Origin of the sequence: Rhodococcus sp. WS3 (assembly GCF_003797085.1) — a bacterium.
Classification (GTDB): Bacteria; Actinomycetota; Actinomycetes; order Mycobacteriales; family Mycobacteriaceae; genus Rhodococcus_F; species Rhodococcus_F globerula.
In genome coordinates this window covers 1,881,107-1,904,085 of sequence record NZ_RKMA01000001.1, presented here as the reverse complement: position 1 = coordinate 1,904,085, position 22,979 = coordinate 1,881,107, and the positions used below count along the sequence as shown (strand labels likewise).

At 62.4% G+C, this 22,979-nt stretch carries 7 protein-coding genes; 2 read left to right on the top strand and 5 right to left on the bottom strand.

From position 1 onward, the window contains the following. The first annotated feature begins 255 nt into the window (after positions 1-255). Both EEB13_RS08500 and EEB13_RS08495 read left to right on the top strand, forming a co-directional pair. On the top strand, positions 256-17,523 hold the full coding sequence (locus tag EEB13_RS08500; RefSeq protein ID WP_141485038.1) for a non-ribosomal peptide synthetase: 17,268 nt from the start codon (positions 256-258) through the stop codon (positions 17,521-17,523). After that, a complete protein-coding gene (locus EEB13_RS08495) occupies positions 17,520-18,431 on the top strand; it encodes a glycosyltransferase family 2 protein (protein ID WP_045064592.1) in 912 nt (303 codons plus the stop codon). The genes EEB13_RS08500 and EEB13_RS08495 overlap by 4 nt, the downstream gene beginning before the upstream one ends. Positions 18,432-18,434: 3 nt before the next feature. Here the strand turns inward: EEB13_RS08495 and EEB13_RS08490 are convergent, their stop codons facing one another. From EEB13_RS08490 to EEB13_RS08470, 5 genes are all read right to left on the bottom strand, one after another. Further along, entirely contained in the window at positions 18,435-19,325 is an 891-nt protein-coding gene (locus EEB13_RS08490) for a glycosyltransferase (protein WP_141485037.1), read from the bottom strand. Positions 19,326-19,424: 99 nt separating this feature from the next. After that, a complete protein-coding gene (locus EEB13_RS08485; protein ID WP_033231688.1) occupies positions 19,425-19,913 on the bottom strand; it encodes a hypothetical protein in 489 nt (162 codons plus the stop codon). Then, positions 19,910-20,137: a helix-turn-helix transcriptional regulator gene (locus EEB13_RS08480; protein ID WP_033231687.1), complete on the bottom strand. Its 228-nt coding sequence runs from the start codon at positions 20,135-20,137 to the stop codon at positions 19,910-19,912. The genes EEB13_RS08485 and EEB13_RS08480 overlap by 4 nt, the downstream gene beginning before the upstream one ends. Before the next feature lie 52 nt (positions 20,138-20,189). Then, positions 20,190-22,202, bottom strand: coding sequence for a YhgE/Pip domain-containing protein (locus EEB13_RS08475; protein ID WP_033231686.1), 2,013 nt, complete (start codon positions 22,200-22,202; stop codon positions 20,190-20,192). Positions 22,203-22,207: 5 nt separating this feature from the next. Next, positions 22,208-22,939, bottom strand: coding sequence for an ATP-binding cassette domain-containing protein (locus EEB13_RS08470; RefSeq protein ID WP_033231685.1), 732 nt, complete (start codon positions 22,937-22,939; stop codon positions 22,208-22,210). Positions 22,940-22,979: the final 40 nt, after the last annotated feature.

Below are 22,979 nucleotides of genomic sequence, written 5' to 3'. Positions count from 1 at the left end.
TCTCCATGCGCTGTCGGTGGATCGAACCGACCTAGCACTTTGTCGATATCGGGTAAGTCCGGTGGCGTGCCGGCTCGCCGTGAACGAGCGTACAGACCAGGTTTCGCGTGGGATCCATCGAGTTGAGAGGATGTCACCTGATCTGTGCCGATCGCCACCGCGTCGATTCGCGAACGAAGCTATAGGTTAGCCTAAGCTTTTCTGCTTGCGTGTGCAGCGTGGTTTCGTGGATGTGTGAATTGGGGATGACGAGCGATGTCGGTAGTTGTTGGTGGCGCTCGGGATTTCTCGAATCTGCCGGCCGGGGCGTTCGAGCTGTCCGCAGCGCAGAAGAGTATCTGGTTCGCACAACATGCGGCCGGCTCCGTTCCGATCACGATTGCTCAGTACGTCGCGATCGACGGGGATCTCGACGCTGATCTGCTCACCGAGGCAGCCAGACACACCGCCCGTGAACTCGGAACGGCGATGATTCGTTTTGTCGCGGCTGAGCCGGTGCCGTATCAAGTCGTCGACGACACTCAGCGTGACGAACTGATCAGACTCGACTTGCGTTCCGAATTCGATCCCGAGGCCGCCGCTCAGGAGTGGATGCAGGACGAGTACAGCACGCCCATCGACATCGTTCGGGATCGATCGATCGAGGTGGCGCTGATTCGTGTCGCCGATCGCAGGCACTTCCTGTACGCCCGCATCCATCACATCGCGCTCGACGGTTTCGGCGCGAAGACACTTGTCGACAGAGTTGCCGAGCGCTACACAGCGGCGGTGGCCGGTCGTGAACCCAGGCCGAGCAAGGCGGTGCCGTTGCCGGAAATCGTCTCCGATGAACAGAAGTACCGACTGTCGAGCAGATTCCAGCTGGACGCGAAGCACTGGGCGGAGCGGCTACGCGACCTACCCGATCCGATCAGTCTGGCCGATCGAACCGGGACGCTCGACACCCACTCGAAGGTGGTCAGCGGAGCATTGCCCGCGGAGACGGCCACCGCGATCGACAGCGCAGCAGTGCGTCTGAGAGCGACGTTTTCATCGATAGCCGTCGCATCCACAGCGCTCTATTTCGCAAAGATGACCGGCAGCTCCGATGTAGTACTGAGCTTGCCGGTCTCGTCGCGAGTGAATGCTCTGTTGCGCAACTCGGGTGGGATGGTCTCCAACGTCGTTCCGATCCGATTGTCGGTCACCGCAACAACAACGGTTGCCGATCTGGTGGCGGATGCGTCGTTGGAGCTGACAGGCGCACTCCGTCATCAGCGGTATCGATTCGAAGATATGAGGCGGGACGCAGCCGATCGCGGGGAGATTCAATCCTCCGGCCGGCGTGGGCTTTTCGGACCGGCCGTCAACATCATGATGTTCGGCAACGAACTCACTTTCGGATCGATGACCGGACGATTGCACATTCTGTCGACCGGGCCGGTCGAGGACCTGTCGATCAACGTTTATCCCAGCGTCGCGGACCAGGAATCGCGCGTGGACCTCGAGGCCAACCCATCGTTGTACAGCCGCGCTGAGCTCGCGAATCACCACAGTCGCTTCCTGCAGTTACTGGATCGATTTGTCAACGCGCCCAGTGATCGGCGCGTCGCCGAGATTTCGCTTGTCGGAGAAGACGATCGGCGTGACCTGGTACCTGCGTACGGTCGACCCGCCCCGGAACCCACTCTGATGCAGAACGTCCTCACGGGCGCCGTCAGCCGTCATCCGGACAGCCCCGCGATAGTTCACGGGGACGAGGTTCTGACCTACCGCGAAGTCGGCGCCCGCGCGAACAAGCTCACCCGGATGTTGCTGGCCCGCGGTGCCGGACCGGGAAGTTTTGTGCCAGTGGTGCTGCCGAGGGGGCCGCGACTGGTTGTCGCAGAACTGGCAGTGCTCCAGTCCGGAAGCGCATTCGTCCCCATCGATCCGGACCTTCCGACGGCCAGGATCGAAGCGACGATCGCCGATTGTGGCGCTGCCGTGGTGATCGCGGCCGGTCGGAACTGGCCGTATCACCCGATCACTGTGGATTTCGACGACGAGCTCGCGCGATCCGAATTCGCTTCCACCTCTGCGGCTCCGATCACCGACGCTGAGCGTCCTCGCATTCGGATCAGCGATGTGGCATACCTGATCTACACCTCCGGTTCGACCGGAAAGCCCAAAGGTGTGGCGATCACCCATTCCGGGATCGCGTCGTTCGCGGCCGAGCAACAGCATCGCTACGGTGTGAAACCGCACTCTCGCACATTGCAATTCGCGTCTCCCGGATTCGACGCATCCATCCTCGAGCTGATTCTCGCATTTGGAGCCGGGGCGGCAATGGTGATTGCACCCCCGTATCTCTACGGCGGTGAACAGCTCACCGATTTCCTGCGTGCCGAGCGAATCACGCACGCGTTCTTGACGCCTTCCGCGCTGGCCTCGGTGGAGCCCGAACAACTCCCGGACCTTGCTGTGGTCATTGTCGGTGGTGAAGCGTGTCCGCCGGAACTGGCAGCAAAATGGGCGCGCGGGCGCGCGATGTTCAACGCGTACGGACCGACCGAGTCGACAATCATGGCGACGGTTGCCGGACCGTTGGATCCTGGTGCACCCGTTGATATCGGTTATCCGATCACCGGTACGTCGGTGGTGGTGCTCGACAAGTTCCTGCAGCCGGTTCCTCGGGGCGTCACCGGCGAGCTGTATGTCAGTGGCAGGGGACTCGCCCGTGGTTACCATCGGAGACTATCCCTGACTGCCGCAACTTTTGTGGCAAACCCACTGGCGGCCAACGGTTCCCGGATCTATCGGACCGGAGACCTGGTGCAGTGGACACCCGAGGGTACGTTGCGTTATCTCGGGCGCGCCGACTTCCAGGTGAAAATCCGTGGTTTTCGCATCGAGTTGGGTGAGATCGACGCGGCGCTTACCAGCCACCGCGACGTGGAGTCGGCAATCACGATCACCTACGAAGGTGGGCCGTCCGGTGATTCCGCGTCGCTGGTCTCGTATCTGCTTCCCGTCTCCGGTCGGGAGATCGACACTGCCGGTGTCCTCGCACACGTGCAACCGCTCCTGGCGTCGCACATGATTCCCTCTGCGCTCATGGTGATCGATCGGATACCGCTCACCTCCGCCGGCAAGCTGGATCGGACGGCTCTGCCGGCGCCGGTGTGGAACCGGGCCCCGTATGTCGAACCCGCACCTGGTTTGGAATCACTGGTTGCTGCAACCTATTCCGAGTCAACCGGAGCAGACACCGTCGGAGCGCACGACGAATTTTTTTCGTTGGGTGGAAACTCACTGACAGCTACTCGGGTGGCGAGTGTGCTCGGGCGAGCGCTCGGCACCACAGTTGCTGTGCGATCGATTTTCGAAGCGCCGTCGGTGCGTGCGCTTGCCGACAAGCTCGCCGGTCTCACGCCGGAGGCCGGCCGACCCGCACTACGGCCCATGCCTCGAACCAGCCCGATCGGTGTTTCGCCCGCACAACACCGCATGTGGTTTCTCAATCAATTCGACACCGGCTCAGCTGCATACAACATTCCGGTGGCAGTTCGACTGTCGGGTGAACTCGATCATGTGGCTCTTGCCGGTGCATTCGGCGACGTGGTCGATCGACACGAGGTGCTGCGCACGAGCTATCCGGATTCACCGGACGGACCGATTCAGCGCATCGCTCCGATCAGCGACCAGGCGACGGGGCTACCGTTGCGGGAGGTCTCACGGGAAGATCTGGCCGGCGAACTCGAACGCGTCGCGCGTCGAGGGTTTGACGTTTCTTCCGAGATTCCCTTTCGCGCCGCCTTGTTCAAGGTTGGGCCGAGCGAACATGTACTGATCCTCGTCATCCACCACATCAGTGCCGACGGGTCCTCGACGGCGCCCCTGGCTCGCGATATCGCTCAGGCGTACCTGGCTCGGCTCGAGAACCGAGATCCAGGCTTCGAGCCCTTGCCGGTTCAGTACGCGGATTACACTCTCTGGCATCGAGAATTGATGGGCAGCGAACTCGATCCGCATTCGTTGTCGCGGACGCAGACCGAGTACTGGTCACGGCAACTGGGCGGCCTTCCGGTTCGGTTGGATCTGCCAAGCGACCGTGCTCGCCCAGCGCTTGTGTCGACCAGCGGGCAGGCGTTCTCCGGCTCGATCGACGCCGATCTGTTCGCACGGGTCTCGGCGCTGGCAGTACGCTCCGGTGCAACGGCTTTCATGGTCATGCACGCGGCGTTGGCCGTGCTGCTTGCCAGACTCAGTGCCACGTCCGACATCTCGGTGGGCACTCCCGTTGCAGGACGCGGCGATCCGGCTCTCGACGATCTTGTCGGCATGTTCGTCGGCACGGTGGTCTTACGTACCAAGGTGCATGCGCACGAGACGTTCTCGGCACTCCTCGACCAGGTTCGAGACGTAGACCTCGGGGCGTTCGCGAATGCCGACATACCGTTCGAGCGTTTGGTGGAACTACTCAACCCGGAGCGTTCGGCCGCACATCATCCACTTTTCCAAGTTGGATTCTCCTATCAGAATCTCAATTCCGGATCGTTGGTGCTCGACGGTCTCGACGCCGAGATCATCGATCTGCCGCTGGGCATTTCGAAGTTCGACCTGCACTTGACGTTGTCCGAGAAGACCAGCCCGACTGCGCCGACCGAGGTGCACATGCAGTGGGACTATGCCGACGCACTCTTCGACGAAGAAACTGTCGCCCGGTTCGCTCACAAGTTCGTGCACATCCTGGAATCCGTAGTCGCGCAGTCGGATCGGGTGATCGGAGATATCGATCTGACCACCGATCGATCGACGACCGTGATCGGTGCGCTCAACAACACGCGCCATGCTCTGCCGCCCGCGACCCTTGCCGACCTGCTGTCCGCTCAGGCAGGCGCCACCCCCGAGGCGATTGCTCTTGTCACGGACACGATGTCGATGTCCTACGGCGAGTTCGCTTGCCAGGTCGGAGATCTGGCCAGGACGCTGATCTCGAAGGGGATCGGAACCGAGGATCGTGTTGCCGTCGCCATCGAGCGTTCGCCGGCCATGATGGTGGCACTGTGCGCGGTACTGCAAGCGGGTGCCGCGTACGTACCCGTCGACCCGAGTGCTCCCACCGAACGGATTGCGCGGATTCTGTCCTCCGCGTCGCCCGTCCTGATGCTGACCGTAGAAGCGGTCCGTACCCAGTGTGAGGCTGCGGCCCGAGTCAGCCCGGTTGACGTGTTTGTGGTGGATCGCCAAGGCGTGCCGGCCGAGTTGTCGGGTCCGATCACGGACCGAGTCAGGATTCGCCCCCTGCGACCGGACAACACGGCGTACGTGATCTACACGTCGGGATCGACGGGAATGCCGAAGGGCGTCGCGGTTTCGCATTCGGCGGTAGTGAATCAACTGCTCTGGAAGCAGGATCGGTACCCGCTCGGCGGCACAGACACCGTGCTTCAGAAGACGCCGATCACGTTCGACCTGTCGGTGTGGGAACTGTTCTGGCCGTTGATCAGCGGCGCGCGGTTGGCGCTCGCCCGGCCGGACGGACATCGTGATCCGGAGTATGTCGCCACGGCGATGCGTGACTTCGAGGTCACGACAGCACATTTTGTTCCCTCGCTCCTCGACGCGTTTCTCGAATCCGGTGGCGGAGTGGATCAGCCGTCGCTGCGCCGTGTTCTGTGCATCGGTGAAGCGTTGCGTCCGCACACTGTTGTAGAACTTCGACGCAATCTCGACGTCGAGATTCACAACCTCTACGGACCGACCGAGGCAGCGGTGAGCGTCACTGCGTTCGACTGCGACGACGTGCAGGACGCCACCGTCCCGATCGGCACACCGGTGTCGAATACACAGCTGCTGGTGCTGGATTCGCGTCTGAAGCAGGTCCCGCTCGGCGTTCCCGGCGAGTTGTATCTCGGCGGTGCACAGTTGGCGTCGTGGTACGAGGGGCGGGCGGATCTGACCGCCGAACGATTTGTGGCGGGACCGTGGTCCGGAGAAGGACGACGGATGTACCGCACCGGTGACCTGGTTCGCCATCGCAAGAACGGCGTGCTGGAGTACCTGGGTCGGAATGATACCCAGATCAAACTGCGGGGCCAGCGCATCGAACTGGGGGAGATCGAAGCGGCGCTCGGCCGAGATCGGCGTGTGCGTGCGTGCGCGGTCATCGTCCACGAGTGGCGGTCGGCTCCGGAATCGGCGTCCTTGGTGGCGTACATAGTTCCCGCAGAGGGCGCCACCTTCGACGGATCAGCCGTTCTTGCCGATCTCAAGGGTGTGCTGCCGGGCTACATGGTGCCCACTGTTCTCGAGGTTCTCGACTCGATCCCACTGAATGCGAACGGCAAAATCGATCGGCGGACTTTGCCGGAACCGACTCCGGTGCTTCGTGAATACCGCTCGCCGCAAGGGCACATCGAACAGCAGGTTGCCGATATCATCGAGGAGATCCTCGGGATCGAGAACGTCGGACGAGCCGACAATTTCTTCGAGATCGGTGGAAACTCACTGGTCGCAACGAGGGTGACACACAAGCTGACGGGAGTGTTCTCCCGGGAGGTTCCGATCCGGGCGCTTTTCGAGGCTCCGACCGTTGCCGAGTTGGCCCATTGGATCGAGAGTGCGCCCCGCAGCTCGGCCGCCTTCGGTGTGCCGCCGCTGCCGCCACCGCCGCGTCCGGACATTGTGCCGCTGTCCGTAGCGCAGGAACGTATGTGGTTTCTCGGCCGGCTCGATCCGCAGTCGCCGGTGTACAACCTTCCGGTTGCCCTCGGTCTGGACGGCGATCTCGACCCGTCGGCCTTGGCGACGGCGATGTCGGACATCGTCGATCGTCACGAGGTGCTGCGGACCTACTACCCGGAGTTCGATGGTGTTGCCCGCCAGCATGTTCTCGACGCACCGTCGTGGATTTTGCAGCCGGCAGTCGACGTCGAACCGGAGAACGTGGGCGAGCTGATCGCGAAACTCGCCGGTCGGGGCTTCGATCTGACCCGCGAGGTACCGCTCCGTGGGGTTCTGCTCCGGATCGGTGACCATGCGCACGTTCTGGTGCTTGTGGTGCATCATATTGCGGCGGACGGTCTGTCGATGGGCCCCTTGATCCGTGATCTGATGGTCGCGTACTCGGCACGGGCCAACGGCAACGCGCCGGCTTGGTCGCCACTTCCGTTGCAGTATGCAGATTTTGCACTATGGCAGCGGAGTCTTGTATCCGATACCGCGACCGCTACCGGGCGCTTCGACGGACAACTCGAATACTGGCAGTCGGCGTTGGCCGACCTACCAGCGGTGCTTGATCTGCCAACAGATCGGCCCCGCGGTCAGGTGCGCTCTGCCGAGGGCGACACAGTGCGGTTCCAGGTGAGCGGCGACGTGCACCAACTGTTGCGAGGGTTCGCTCGTTCGCGCCGCACAACTCTGTTTGCCGTAGTCCACTCTGTCGTCGCGGTTCTGTTGGCACGGTTGTCCGGTCAGGGCGACGTCGCGGTCGGTACGCCCGTTGCCGGACGTACCCATGAGTCGGTGGACAACCTCGTCGGGATGTTTGTCGGCACAGTGGTTCTGCGTACTGCCGTCGATCCGGACCTCTCGTTCGACGACCTCGTGGCGCAGGTGAGTCGTTCGGACATCGAGGCGATGAGTAACAGCGATGTTCCGTTCGAACAGGTTGTGGCCGCACTCGATCCACCGCGCTCGGGTTCATTTCACCCGCTTTTCCAGGTGATGCTGGCTTTTCAGGATGCGGTTCCCACAGAGATCGAATTGGCCGGGGTGAGAGCGCGTCCGATCCCGATCGATCTACCGGTGTCGCGTTTCGATCTGCATCTGACTGTTGCGACAGATCCGGATCCGGAGCAGGCGCTCGACGTCCTGCTGACCTACGCCGTTGATATCTTCGACCGGGCGACGGCAGTGTCCATTGCGCAGCGATTCACCGGGTTGCTTGCGACGTTGGTCGGCGATCCCGCCGCCGGGATCGGCTCGGCGGATATTCTCGGGCGCACCGAGCGAGAGCTGATCCTCGACAATTGGGGCAGTGGGCCGAAAACTGTTGTCGGAGTGCCCTGCACGTACTCCAAGTTGCTCGCCGAGCGAGCTGCACCGAGCAGCGACGCCGTGGCGTTGAGATCGGCGGATCAGGTACTGACCGAAGACGAATTCCGATCTCGGGTGAACAGGTTGGCCAGGCTGCTGATCGATCGCGGAATTGGTCCGGAAAAGATAGTGGCACTGGAACTTCCGCGCGGAATCGACCTTGTCGTGTCAGTGCACGCCGTGCTGGCCGCTGGTGGAGCCTATCTACCGGTGGATCCCGGCCTGCCTCGCCCGAGGGTCGACGCGATGATGTCAGCTGCCGGTGCGACGCTGACGATCACCGAGGCGGTACTGGCTGAATTCGACACTGCGCATTACTCGTCCGATCCGATCGAGGATTGCGACCGCATGCGCCCGCTGCTCGGTGGACATCCGGCATACGTGATCTTCACGTCTGGTTCCACCGGTGAGCCGAAGGGCGTTGTGGTGTCGCATGAGAGTCTGGTCAACCGTCTGACGTGGATGAGAGATGATTACTCCCTCGACCGAGAAGACGTGTTCCTGCTCAAGACACCGGCGACGTTCGACGTCTCGGTGTGGGAGCTGTTACTGCCTGCGGTGATCGGGGCAACGCTGGTGATCGCCTCGCCGGACGGCCACCGCGATCCGCGATATCTGGGGGAGTTGATCGACCGGTCACAGGTGACGGTGGTTCACTTCGTTCCTTCCATGCTGGATGCATTTGTCGGCTCTCATGTCGAGAGCGCACCCATGTTCCGGAGCCTGCGCATCGTATTCACCAGTGGCGAGGCACTGTCACTGACGAGTGCTGCCGCGCTTCACCGTTTGGCGCAGGTCGAGATGCACAACCTCTACGGCCCCACCGAGGCCGCTGTGGACGTCACCGCAGTCGAGGTGCCTCGCTCGGTGGCTCTGGACGGGCCGGAGATCTCGATAGGCTCCCCGGTAAGCGGCACCGCTGTTTACGTCCTGGATTCGCGATTGAATCCCGTCCCTGTCGGCGTGCGTGGAGAGTTGTATCTGGCGGGCGTTCAGTTGGCGCGGGGCTATGTCGGGCGGAGCGATCTGTCAGCCGGTCGCTTCCTCGCGAACCCGTTCGCCCCGGGCAGCCGGATGTACCGAACAGGCGACGTGGTCGCGTGGCGTGCTGACGGGACACTCGAATATCTGGGGCGCAGTGACTTCCAGGTGAAGCTGCGAGGTCAGCGACTGGAGCTGGGGGACATCGAGGCAGCCTTCGTCGGACTGCCGGGTGTTGCCGGTGCGGTGGCAACGGTGTACGACAATCCGTCGACCGGTGCCGAAATCGCTGCCTACGTGATGCTTACGGGTGACATCGTTCCCGACACGGCACAGCTCCTGGCGGATGTGCGGCAGACTTTGCCTGCGTACATGGTGCCCAGCTCGGTCACAGTGCTGAGCGAACTCCCGCTCGGATCTACCGGCAAGCTCGATCGCCGAGCCTTGCCGACGCCGGAACGGCCGATCGACCGAGTGGTTCTCGCACCGCGAAACGCGGCCGAAGCCGAGATCACCGAGGTGTTCCGCGCGGTGCTGGGCCACGACGAGGTGAGCGTCGACCGGGACTTCTTCGATCTCGGCGGAAATTCGCTGGTGGCCAATCGCATAATCGGTGAGGTCAACGCACGGATGGGCGCTGACCTCCGATTGCGCGATATTTTCGACAATCCGACAGTGTCCGGGCTGGCAGATGCACTCGCGCAGTTGCCTCGCCGCATCGAGGAGTCCGCGCGTCTGGGGGAGCTGGCTCGGCCGGAGCGGTTGCCGCTCTCGCCGGCTCAGCAGAGAATGTGGGTTCTGAACCGACTCGATCCCTCGTCGGCGGCCTACAACATCGCCGGGGCAGTAACGGTGAACAACGACGTGAATGCCGCGGCACTTGTTGCGGCGGTGGGCGATCTGGTGATCCGGCACGAGGTTTTGCGCACGGTGTATGTCGAGAGCGGCGACGGCGTCGCACAGGTCGTCCAGGAAGCGGCTGCACCAGGTACCGACAGTGCGGCAGTCACTTTCGAGGACCTGAGCGATACCGATTCCGAACAGCGCACCGCGCGGATGCGTGAGTTGATCTCGGGCAGCTTCGATATCACTGCTCGTGGGCCATTGCGGGTGCACTGCCTGCGGGTCGGTGCAGACCGCCACACGCTGGTTCTGGTGCTGCACCATATTGCCGGAGACGGCGCATCGATACCGATCCTGTTGCGGGAACTGGTGCAGGCGTACGTTGCTCGAGTTTCGGGCGGCAGCCCGCAGTGGGCTCCGCTGGTGCATCAGTATGCCGATTACGTGTTGTGGAATCGTGCGGCGATCGGTGACCCACGCGATCCGCAGTCGGTTGCGGGGCAGCAACTTGCATATTGGCGAGAAGAACTTGCCGACGCTCCGGCCCTGCTCGAACTTCCGTGGGACAGGCCACGAACCGATCAGCCCACTCAGCGCGGAGCGCGGGTCAGTTGCCCTCTGACGCCGGCTGTCCGCGAAGGCTTGGCAGATCTCGCCCGAGCACAGCAGGTTTCGATGTTCATGGTCGTGCACGCCGGTGTGGTGGCCTTGCTGTCCCAACTGGGCGGGGGGTCGGACATCGTTGTGGGGACACCGGTTTCGGGCCGAAACGACCCGCGTTTGGCCGATACGATCGGCATGTTCGTGGGAACGGTGGCGTTGCGTACGGCAGTTGATCCCGTTGCCTCGTTCGGCGAGCTTCTTGCCGTGGTGCGCGCACAAGATCTCGCGGCGCTGGCAAACGCAGACGTCGCGTTCGAGCACGTCGTGGAGGCCGTCGGAGTGTTGCCGACACGAAGCCACCACCCGGTGTTCCAGAGCACGGTCACGGTCGCCGAATCGGCTGCAGACCTGGTGCAGATTGCGGCCGGCGATCTCGGCGGCGTCGAGGTGGAACCAATCGACACCGGTTCGGTGCGCTTCGACCTCGAGTGGAGCGCAACGTCAAACCTGGGTGTCTCGGGTGAACCTTCCGGGCTGGATCTGGAATTGGCCTATGCCACAGACCTGTTCGACGAGTCGACGGCTCAGAGCCTGGTAGATCGGCTCGCACGCGTGTTGAACGTGGTTGCGGCCGACGCAACGATTGCCGTGCGTTCGATCGATCTGCGACTTGCCACGGATCAATTTCCGGAGGCCGTGCCGTTCGATGGAACGCGGCTGACATTGCCCGAGATCCTGGAGGGTGGGGTTTCGCTCGGCACGACGGCACTGATCGATCCTGACCGTGGCGGACAGTTGTCCTACGTCGAGTTGGACCGAGCGTCGAATATTCTGGCGCGCACATTGATTCGACGCGGTTTCGGTCCGGAATCCGTTGTCGCGATTTGTGTACCCCGCTCGTTCGACTACGTGATTGCGGTGTGGGCAGTAGCAAAGTCCGGGGCCGCGTTCCTTCCCGTCGATCCGAATTACCCGGCCGATCGCATCGTGCACATGCTCGAGGATTCAGGTACGACGCTAGTTATAGGGTCTGACGTGGAACGGGTTCTGTCGGCGAATCTTTCTGCTCGGATCGAGGTGTTGGACCTCGGTGATCTGCGGAGCCGGAGTGAGCCGGATGGTGCCCCGATCGTGGACAGCGACCGACGCTCCCCGATCCGTTTGTCCAACGTCGCATATCTGATCTACACGTCAGGCTCGACCGGCACGCCGAAAGCAGTAGCGGTCACTCACGGCGGCCTGTCCGCATTTGTGGAGGCGCAGAAGCACTACGGAGTCGATGCCCGTTCGCGCACTATGCAATTCGCGTCGACGAGCTTTGATGCCTCGGTACTCGAGTTGCTCTTGGCGTTCGGTGTGGGTGCGGCGATGGTTGTCGTCCCCGACGACGTGTACGGCGGCACAGAGCTGACGCAGCTCCTTCGTGAACAGCACGTCACTCACGCTTTTGTGACCCCGTCTGCGTTGGAGTCGATGGATGCGCAACACCTACCGGAACTATCGGTGGTCATCGTCGGCGGTGACCAATGCTCCGAGGCTCTGGTTCGGACGTGGGGCGACGGTCGACGGATGTACAACGCGTACGGACCTACCGAATCCACGGTGATGGCAACACAATGCGGTCCGATGGATCCGTCAGTGCCGGTGTCGATCGGCGCTCCCGTAGTGGGTACAACGGCCGTGGTGCGCGGGGACGGGCTTGTGCCGGTTCCCCCGGGTATCGAGGGTGAGCTGTATCTGTCGGGCGCTGCGTTGGCCAGGGGTTATCACGGAAAACCAGGCCTGACGGCGTCGCGCTTCGTCGCGGACCCGGACGGCGCTCCGGGTTCTCGCACCTATCGAACGGGCGACCGGGTACGTGTGACGGGTTCGAACGCCGCTACTCGAGAGCTCCGGTATTGCGGGCGCGGCGACGATCAGGTGAAGATCCGGGGTTACCGGATCGAATTGGGTGAGGTGGAGTCGGCCGTAGCGACTTATCCGAATGTCGCTGCTGCGGTGGCGATCGCCTACCGTGGTCCGCAATCATCCGAACCGGTGCTGGTGGCGTATGTGCTCGCTCACCGAGGTGTCGAGATTGAACGTGCAGGATTGCGCGCACACCTCGCGGCACATCTGCCGACGTACATGCGTCCGGCATCGATTACGTTCATCGATTCGCTGCCTGTGACGCCGGCCGGAAAACTGGATCGAAAAGCCCTGCCTGAACCTGTTTTCGAGCAACGTGTGTACGTGGCGCCGCGAACCGATGACGAAATGGCACTGGCCGGCATCTTCGAAACAGTGACCGGCTCGGCAACTGTGGGTATTCACGACGGATTCTTCGAGATCGGCGGCAATTCCTTGCTTGCCACTCGATTGGTAGCCCGTGCAAACGAGGCATTCGACGCAGGGTTGAGTGTGCGTGATCTTTTCGACGCACCCACAGTGGCGGAGTTGGCGCCACGAATCACTCGGGGTGCTTCGACGCGTCCACCGCTGCGCGCGTTTGCACGTCCCGAACGCGTCCCGTTGTCGCTTGCGCAGCAGAGGATGTGGTTCCTCAATCGTTTCGATCCGACGTCGGCTACGGAGAACATTCCGATTGTGCTGCGTGTGACGGGTGACCTTGACGTGGTAGCGCTCGGGTCGGCGATCACAGATGTCGTAACACGGCACGAGGTGCTGCGGACGGTGTACCCGGATTCGGTGGCCGGTCCGTATCAGGACGTGCTGCCGCCGTCATCGCTCGACGCGGAGTTGCAAGCCGAGTGGACTCCGGAAACTTCTCTGCACGAGCGTATTCTGGTGTCGGCGAGAACACCCTTCGACGTCACCGCGAGGGTTCCGATCCATGTCGACCTGCTCCGGGTGGGGGGCCGAGATGCGGATGCGGTTCCTGTCCACGTACTGGTGCTGGTGGTTCACCACATCAGTGCCGACGGCTATTCGATGGCGCAGCTGGCGGCAGACACGATGACTGCGTACGCGGCTCGCATCAGCGGATTCGCACCTACGTGGGCGCCACTCGAGATCCAGTACGCCGACTTCGCGATCTGGCAGCGAACGGTTCTCGGTGACGAGAAGGAATCGGGTTCGGTTGCTGCGCAACAACTCGGCTACTGGCGCGGGCAACTGAGCGGTGCCCCGGAAGTGCTCGATCTTCCCTGTGATCGTCCTCGGCCTGCACGGCAGTCGTTTGTGGGTGCCAGATATCAGTTCGAGGTGAACGCAGAACTGCACACTTCGTTGCGCGATCTTGCCGCTGCTCGAGGCGTTACGGTATTCATGCTCATGCACACCGCTTTGGCGGTGCTCCTGGGGCGACTTGCCGGCACCGATGACGTCACGATCGGAACTCCCGTCGCCGGCCGCGGCGAGCAGGCTCTTGATCCGGTGGTCGGTATGTTCGTCAATACCCTTGCGCTGCGGACGGTTTTGCCGCTGTCAACGAGTTTTTCCGATGCGGTCGACATGGTGCGAGAAGTGGATCTCGGTGCATTTGCCAACGCGGATATCCCCTTCGAACGGCTGGTGGAGGTACTGGAGCCGACGAGGACACAGGCTCATCATCCCCTGTTCCAGGTCGCACTCTCGTTCCAGAACCTTGGCGATATGACCTTTGCCTTGCCGGGACTGGAGGTGTCCGTCGTCGATCCGGATATCGAACTGGCGGAATTCGATCTCCATCTGACCCTGGTTCCCGGCGCAGACGGCGAATCGGGACCCATGGCGGCGCAAATTGTCTACGCCACCGACCTTTTCGATTCGGGTACCATCGCCGACTTTGCCGATCGCTACCTCCGGATCATCGATTCCGCAATCGATTCTGTGGACCTCCCTTGTGGAGATATCCCGCTGCTGTCGAGTGCGGATCATCGCCGCATCGACGGGATTGCCAGTGGTGGAACCGGGTTGGTGCACGGAGCTGTGACACTTGCTTCCGAGTTTCACGCACAGGTCGGGATCAGTCCGGACGCACCCGCGATCACCTCTGGCGATGAGACGCTGAGTTACGCGCAGATGCAGCAGCGGGTGTGCGCGCTGGCGCGGTATCTCGTCGAGCTCGGAGTTGGGCCGGAAACTCAGGTGGCAGTTGCTGTTCGGCGTTCGATCGACCAGGTGATCGCGATGTACGCGGTGGTCGAGGCGGGCGGCGCCTACGTGCCGGTGGAACTCACGCAGCCCACAGAGCGAGTTGCGCTCGTGTTGGACACGGCTGCACCCAGCGTGGTGGTGACCGCAGGTGGTGCGGACGGAGTGGGCAGTGGAAGTTGGGTGGAGGTCGACCTTCATACACTCGATCTGAGCGGTCATTCCACAGGTGCGATGACCGATGTCGAGCGCCGCGCGCCGTTGCGTGGTGATCACCCGGCATACGTGATTTTCACGTCCGGGTCGACGGGTGTACCCAAGGGCGTCGTGGTACCTCATGCCGCGGTGGTCAATCAGTTGCGCGGGATGCAGCAGGAATACCCGATGGACGCGTCGAGTGCTGTGCTCGTCAAGACGTCGGCAGGCTTCGATCTGTCGATCTGGGAGTACTGGTGGGCGCTGCACGTGGGTGCCAGACTCGTGCTGGCACCGCAGGACTCGCAATTCGAACCCGAGGTGTTGCTGTCGGTCATCGAGAAGGAGTCGATCACCGACGTACATCTTGTTCCTTCGATGTTGCTGATGCTTACCGCAGCGGCCGACACCGGATTCCCCGAATGCGTGCGGAATGTGCTGTGCATCGGTGAGGAATTGCCGGTATCACTTGCAGCGAGGTTCGGCGCTATATCCCCTGCGAGCCTGCATAATCTCTACGGTCCCACCGAGGTAGCGGTCAGCGCCACTCGGCATCGGGTGTCCGGCGCCGACACCCGCGCGATACCTATCGGCCTGCCCGAACCGGGTGTGTCTGCGTACGTTCTGGACTCTCGTCTGCACCACGTTCCGGACGGAGTAGCGGGCGAGCTCTACTTGTCGGGAATTCAGTTGGCACGTGGATACCTGGGTCGTTCGGCGCTTACTGCCGAGCGCTTCGTGGCGGATCCGTTCGGTGCCCCGGGCGGTCGGCTCTACCGCACGGGCGACCTTGTCAGTCGTCGCCGCGACGGCTCGCTGACTTATCTGGGCCGCATCGACCTGCAGCTCAAGCTCCGTGGATTCCGCATCGAGTTGGGAGAGATCGAGTCCGCACTGGCCGGCTATCCCGGTGTGGGAGAAGCAGTGGTGAGCGTCTACTCGCCGAACGGTGCCGACGCGCGACTCGTCGCCTACGTGAGCGCACCGAGTTCGGATCTGTTCGATCTCGAGGAGCTGGACAAACACCTTCGGTCCCGGCTGCCGGGATACATGGTGCCTTCCGTCGTCGAGGTGCTCGAGCAGTTGCCGCACAATGCAAACGGCAAAATCGACCGCGGCCGTCTGCCCGAGCCTCGAATCCCGCAGCGGGAGTTTGTTGCGCCCACGAATGCAACGGAACGATTGGTTGCTGCCACGGTTGCCGACGTGCTCGAACTCGAGAGCGTCAGCATGAATGACAACTTCTTCCAGGTCGGCGGAAACTCTTTGCTGGCAACACGAGTGGTTGCACGGCTGCGAGAGTCCGGTTCGGCAGAGATCGCGGTCCGGTCTGTCTTCGACGCGCAGACCATCGCCGAACTGGCGGTTCTCGTCGGCGCCGCGGCGAGCAGTGCCGACCGTGGACCCGATTTGGTGAGGCGTCCGGCGGGCGCGGTAGTACCCCTGGCGCCTGCGCAGGAGCGAATCTGGGCGGCAAATCGCGCCCAGCAGGGCAGTGATTGGAATGTGCCGATTGCGTTGCGTCTACGGGGCAAGATCGACCACACGGTGCTGGCTGCTGCCGCTACCGATCTCTTGACCCGCCACGAATCGCTCCGCACGATCTATCCGCCGACGCCGGACGGACCCGTTCAGGTTGTCGTGCCGGTGGCCGACGTCTCCCTGGATCTGCAGCCGAAGCAGGTGTCGGAGTCGGAGTTGGCTGCGGTGCTGCACGGGTTCCTCTGGTCCGACTTCGACGTGACCACCGACCTTCCGTTCCGAATGCAAGTGCTGCAGTTGGGAACCGAGGAGTTTGTTCTCGCCATCGTTGTGCACCACATTTCCGCGGACGGGTATTCAATGGGGCCGCTGACGCGTGATGTTCTGATCGCGTATGCCTCACGTAGCGCCGGCCTCGAACCCTCGTGGCAGGAATTGCCGGTTCAATTCGGTGACTACTCGGTCTGGAAGCACAAGATTCTGGGTTCGGCGCTCGATCCGGACAGTGAACTGAATCGACAGGTTCGTCACTGGCAGAACGTTATCGGCCGGGAACCGCGTCCTATGCTTCGACTCGATCATCCCAGGCCGGCGGTGTGGCAGACGGCAGGCGAGACCGTCGAGTTCGACGTCGATTCGCAGTTGCATGCTGATTTGACGGCGTATGCGCACGACCGGGGCGTCAGTCTGTTCATGATTCTCCAAGCCGCGTTTGCCGTTCAACTGAGCGCCCTCGCCGAGAATCCCGACGTTCGGGTAGCGACGGCAAACGCCGGTCGTGGCGATCGGCTTCTCGACGACATGGTGGGTAACTTCGCCGAAGACGTACTCATGCGGATACACGTCGACAAGGGGATCGCGTTCGATGATGTTGTCGAGCAGGTTCGTTCGTCGTTGCTCGACGGTTTGGCTCATCCCGACATCTCGGGCCCGCGGTTGATCCATGCGCTGGGCTTGCCGGAGTCGGAGTCGATGAATGTGCTCTTCCCTGCGACGCTGATCCTCCAACGTGCCGAAGCCGGAATCGACATCGACGCCCATGGCCTGTCGGTTCGATCCGAGCCCTTCTCGAACTGGGTGGCGAAGCATGAATTGGAATACGCGATCACCGAACACTTCTCGGATAACGTGCCGAGTGGACTGACTGGAGCCCTGATCTATCCGGTGGCGTTACTGCGTCGCAGTAGTGCCGAACAGATAGTGCGGGACTACATCCGGATAGTGGAGTCGGTACTCTCGGCCGAAGGTCGTACTGTCGAGGAATTGGGGAGACAACTCACATGAGTAGCCATGTGGGGAGAAATTCGGCAAGGTCGGCAGGCTCAGCAGAATCCATCTCGGTGGTGATTGCAGCCTTCCACGCGTTGCCTCTCCTCGACGAGCAGTTGCACGCACTGGCGGGTCAGGACTTCGACGGCCGTTTCGAAGTGGTGATCAGCGACAACGCGGGTGAGTCCGCGCTGCGTACACATGTAGAGGGGCATCCGCTTCGCGATCAACTGGCACTTCGCTGGGTCGATTCCTCGTCGGTGCCGGGAACGTCGTCCGCGCGTAACGTCGGTACGCGGGCGAGCCGGTATCCGTTTGTGGCGTACTGCGATCAGGACGATCGCGTCCATCCGGGGTGGCTCACCGCTATGGCGTCGGCGTCGGCGTCCTTCGATCTTGTTGGTGGCCCACTGGAGAAACACACCCTGAACGACCCGGTTGTGGCACGTTGGCGTGCGTTACCGGAACCTGACGAACTTCAAGTGCTCGGTCGTTTCCTACCGATCACCTTCGGCTGCAACCTCGGCATCTGGCGCGAGGTATTCGACGATATCGGGGGCTGGGACGAGAGCTATCCGGCAGCCGGAAGCGATGTCGAGTTCTGTTGGCGCGCGCAGATAAAGGGCTACACCTTGGGTAACAGCCCCGAAGCGATTGTCGCCTACCGCTTTCGGACGGGTATGCGCGAGTCGTGGCGTCAGGTGGTGAGTTACGCCGAGGAAGAAGCCAGAGTGGCGCGGCAGTACGACGCTCCTGGCCGCGCCTGGTACTGGCCGCTCGTGCATGCCGGTGTCGTGGTGGCATTGCTGCCGGTGTGGCCTTGGGCATGGTCACGTAGTCGTCGGGGCGAATGGGTATGGACCACCGGTAATCTGGTGGGCCGGATCAAAGGCAGTATCAAGTACCGCATCGTCTATCTCTGACTTTCAGAGGTAGTAGACACGGTTTTCGATGCTGCCACGGATGCGTCCGTAGAGATTGGCGAGGTGGAAGAGCCACATTCCCGTGGTGTTTCTCCGGACCTTCCTCGGAATCAAGGGATTTCGGAAGACAATGTAGGCAATCGTGTCAGCCAGCGCAATGGGCGATCGGCGAGGCATTCCGTGGTCGCGGAAACTCGCGTAGAGCTTGGCATCGGCACGTCCGCCCGCCACGTTCTGTCGCCAGTGTTCGAGGTACGAGTCACGCAGGCGGTAAGCGGTCACGGCGTCGGTGGCCTGTCCGAGAGTGAAGCCCCGCAATTGAAGTCGAACGCAGAACTCGAAGTCTTCACCGGAACCGGTGAATTCCTCGTCCCATCCACCGAGCTCGTCGATGAGGGACCGTGGCGCGGCAAAACTGCAGCCTGCAGTGACAGGGAGAAATCCGGGGATGTTCGGCAATGTGCCGCTTGTCGGAAGTGGGCGCCAGGAGGCGACGGCAGCAGAGTTGATCGACGCCGTTTCGAGTGTGCCGCCCACTGCGTCGTAGCGCGTGCATGCTTCCACCATCGCGCTGAGCCACCCGGAGTGGACGCGGTCGTCGGCGTCGGCGAATGCGATCAGCTCGCCTTTGGACTGTGCCACACCGGCATTGCGGGCGTGCGCCGCACCGGGCTTGTCGCTGCTGTCGATCAGCCGTAGCGCGAGCGTGGTCGCGTGGGGATAGTTCTCCAGGTGCCGCCGAAGACCGTCGGTAGAACCGTTGTCGCTGACGATCACCTCGAAGCGGCCTACGTAATCCTGTGCGGCCAGCGCGTCCAGCTGTTCGTCGATCAGTTCGGTGGCGTTGTACGCGGGTATGACAACCGACACCAAGTCCGGGAGTGGGCTGGGCATCTGACCTCCGAATAGTGGGGACCCGAGCAGGTAGAGCCCGAGCGCGCCTCCACTCTATTCGGTTGCCGCGAACTTATGGGCTGTCAGAAAGATGGGCGTTCAGAGAAGCTCGTCCGCCTCGTCGCGTAGGGCGGCGCGCCTCTGGTGGCGTTTTACACCCAGGACGGCAGCCGTGAGTCCGATGAGCGCACCGACTCCACCGCCGGCCCAGGTCGCGATTCCCTCGCCCGGCCGAGCCATCAGTTGTGCGACGACGCCGATCAGTGCGATCACGTAGACGGACCCGGCCACGAGTACTCGGGGCTCGAGACCCCTCATGCTCGCGTAGACATCGACATCGTGAGCCTGTGCGTAGCGCAGCACCACCATCGAACAGACAAACCACCCGATGATCAGTCCGAATGAAATCCACGCGCCGGTTCGTCCGGCAACCCACGGCAGAATCGCGGCGGCGATCAAAGCGATCCAGTACGCCAGTTGGAACCCGACCGCTGAGGCTTCGTTCCACACGTCGCGTTGGCGCTCGTCCTTGTAGAAGTCGTCGTCCAGATCGCCGACGAACCGCAGTGCCTTCATCATCGTGCTCATACTGTCTCCTCGGCATGTTCCGGTAGCGGGAAGAGTGTTTCGACGGTGGTTCCCAGCGCTCCTGCCAGCCGTATTGCCAGGTAGACACTGGGTGCGTAGTCACCGCGTTCGATGGAGACGATGCTCTGCCGACTCACCTGGCCAGCTGAGGCCAGCTGCGCCTGGGTGAGCCCAATGAGGCGTCGGTGCTCACGCACTCGGTTGTCTCCGGCTCTTTCGACCATGGAAAAAGTAAAGGACACTTGTCATTCAATGTCAAGTAGACTTGTCATAGCGCTACACCTCGATCGGCGGATGCAATCTATCCATCGTCCACTGCCGATTGCGCCGGGCGGCAAGCGAACTGGCGGTCAGTGATGCGATCAGAACCCCGCTGAGCACCGCGATGGACACCCAGAGCCTAGAGTCGATTCCGCCTACCGTGAGCTGGCGCAGACCGTTGACGGCGTACGTCATCGGATCGAACGGATGAATGATCTGGAAGGGTTTGGCTGTGGTTTCGACGGGATAGATTCCGCCGGCCGAAACCAGCTGCAACATCAGGAACGCCAGGGTGACAACGCGTCCGACGGACACACCGAATATCGCGTTGAAGGCTTGGATGAGTGCCATGTAGGCGCCCGTGATGAGAATGAGGAATCCGACGGTGCCCGCGATATGCGTGGCATGCAGTCCCACTCCGAAGTGCACCACCACGTACATGACGATCACCTGGCAGACGCCGATCAGCAGCGCCGGCCAGTACGACGCCAACACAACGCGCAGCGCTCCCAGTCCGTTGGCGATCGGGCGGTTCTGTAGTGGCTTGAGCAACATCCACGTGATGATGCCGCCCACGAACAATGCGAGAGGCAGGAAGAACGGAGCGAAACCGGTGCCGAAGGTGGCGGCTCGGTTCTTGTAGGTTTCCTGCAGTTCGACCGGACTGGAGAGCGTTTGCGCTGCCGCGGTGCGCTGCTCGTCAGTCCAACTCGGCACCTGCCCGGAGCCTTCGGTGAGCTTGGTGGCAAGTTCGGACGCGCCGGCCTGCAACTTCGGGGTTCCCTCGGCGAGCTGAGCAGCGCCGTCGGAGAGTTCGATACTGCCGTCGGTGAGCTGTACGAGACCACTGCTCAGTGTTTGGGCGCCGGCATTGACCTGTTGGCCTCCGTCGCGTAGCTGGACGAGTCCGCTGCGCAGTTCGCCGCCGCCGCCGACTGCCGCGCTCAGGCCGGCACGGAAGGTGCTCGACGGATCTCCGAGTTGATACGCGAGTTGCTGTGCGCCGCTTTTGAGCTCGGCCAGTTGTCCCATGGTGGATTCGCCGAACCCTTGGGTGCGCAGGATGTCCTGGGCGGGTGCCAACGCGTTGGCGATCTGCTGCGAAACGGGATCGGGATTCAGGCGCAGTGCTGCCACGGCTTGGCCCACCAACTGTGTTGCCTGAGCTTGCGTGTCGCCCAGAACATTCAGGGTGTCGACAACCTGGGTGACGCCGCCGCTGAGTTCTGTTGCGCCGTTGCCCAGTTGACCGGCACCCACATCGAGTTGTCCCAATCCGTCGGTGAGCGCCAGGATTCCACCGGTTGCGGTGTCGATTCCCGCCGATAGTTGCGCGGTACCGTCGGCAAGGGTGGCGGCGCCGTCGCGGGCGGTCACCATGTTGTCCGCCAAAGTCTTCGAGCCACTGGCAAGTTGGGCTGCGCCGTCGTTTGCGGTTGTCATGCCTGCGGAGAGTTGTTGTGCTCCGTCAGCGGCCTGTTTCAGCCCGGCGCCCGCGTCGGTGAGTCCCAGCAGCACGGTCTCGACGGATTGTGCGCCGATCGTGGCGCCCACCTGGTTGAGAATCTGCTGGGCGGCATTTTGGCCGATGATCGTGGCCAGGTAGTTGTTCACGTCGTTGAAGGCGAACTGCAACTGGGCTTTACGTGGGTTGTCGGACGTGGGCGAGGCGACCGCTTCACTGAAATTCTCGGGCAGTGTCAACGAGAAGTAGTACGTGCCGTCCGAAACGCCCTGCGCTGCTTCGTCAGGGGAGACGAGGTGTAGGTCCAGTTCGCCGGAGTCGAGGAGGGCTTGGCTCACCTGGTCACCCGCGTTGAGTTCTTTCCCTTGAACCATGGCGCCGCGATCGATGTTGACCAGCGCGACCGGAACCTTGTTGACCTCGCCGAACGGATTCCAGAACGCCCACAAGTACATTGCGCCGTACAGCAGTGGCATGAGGATGATGGTGACGAGTGCGATTCGGGGCATGACTCCCCGGGAGAACCGCTTGAGTTCGGTTCCGAGTGACATTCCTGCAAGCATCGCCGCTACCTCGCGCCTTCTTGATCGGGATAGGTGACATCGTCGCGCAGAGTGAGCACATCGACCGGTGACCCTTCGGGCAGCGGATTCACCGTGGAGCAGATGACGGTCTGATATCGCCCGAGGTCGGCGAGTCGCTCCACCAGGTAGGCGCGCTCGTAATCGCGTCGTACCTGCTCGAGGTCGTCGATGACAAGCACCGCGGTCTTCTTGGTGTTCGCGACGGCGATCCGCAGCAGGGTGGCTTCGAGTTCACCGAGATCGCTGACGTATTGACCCAGACGCGGTAGTGGGTGATCGCCGAACACCGGCCCGCAGACGGCGGCGAGTTGCTCGTCACCGGCGCGGCCGATCAATTTGTACCATGGTGCATCCCAACGGATCTGCTCCGTGACGAGGTCGCGAACGGTGACCGACTGTGCCAGTTCGTCGATGTCCTCGAAACCGGCGATGGAGCAGATGTCGAAGATGTCGCGCGGGCGGGTACGTCCGAATACGCTCAGTGACCCGGAACTGGGCTTCAATCGCCCGCTCAGTGCCAGGAGCAGTGAGGTGCGTCCGGATCCGGCCGAGCCTTCGATGACGGTGACGCCGCCGGCCCCGATGTCGAGGTCTACCGGGCCGAATACCGGGCCCCACGGTCCGTCGAGGCGTAATCCCCGCGCTGTTACTGCTGTCTCGCGCGTGTACTCGGGCTGAGATTCGTACGCCTCGTGCGGAGCGGCCACGGCGATCACCTTTTCGGGTTGGAGTCGGCAGTGCTGGTTCAGCCAACCA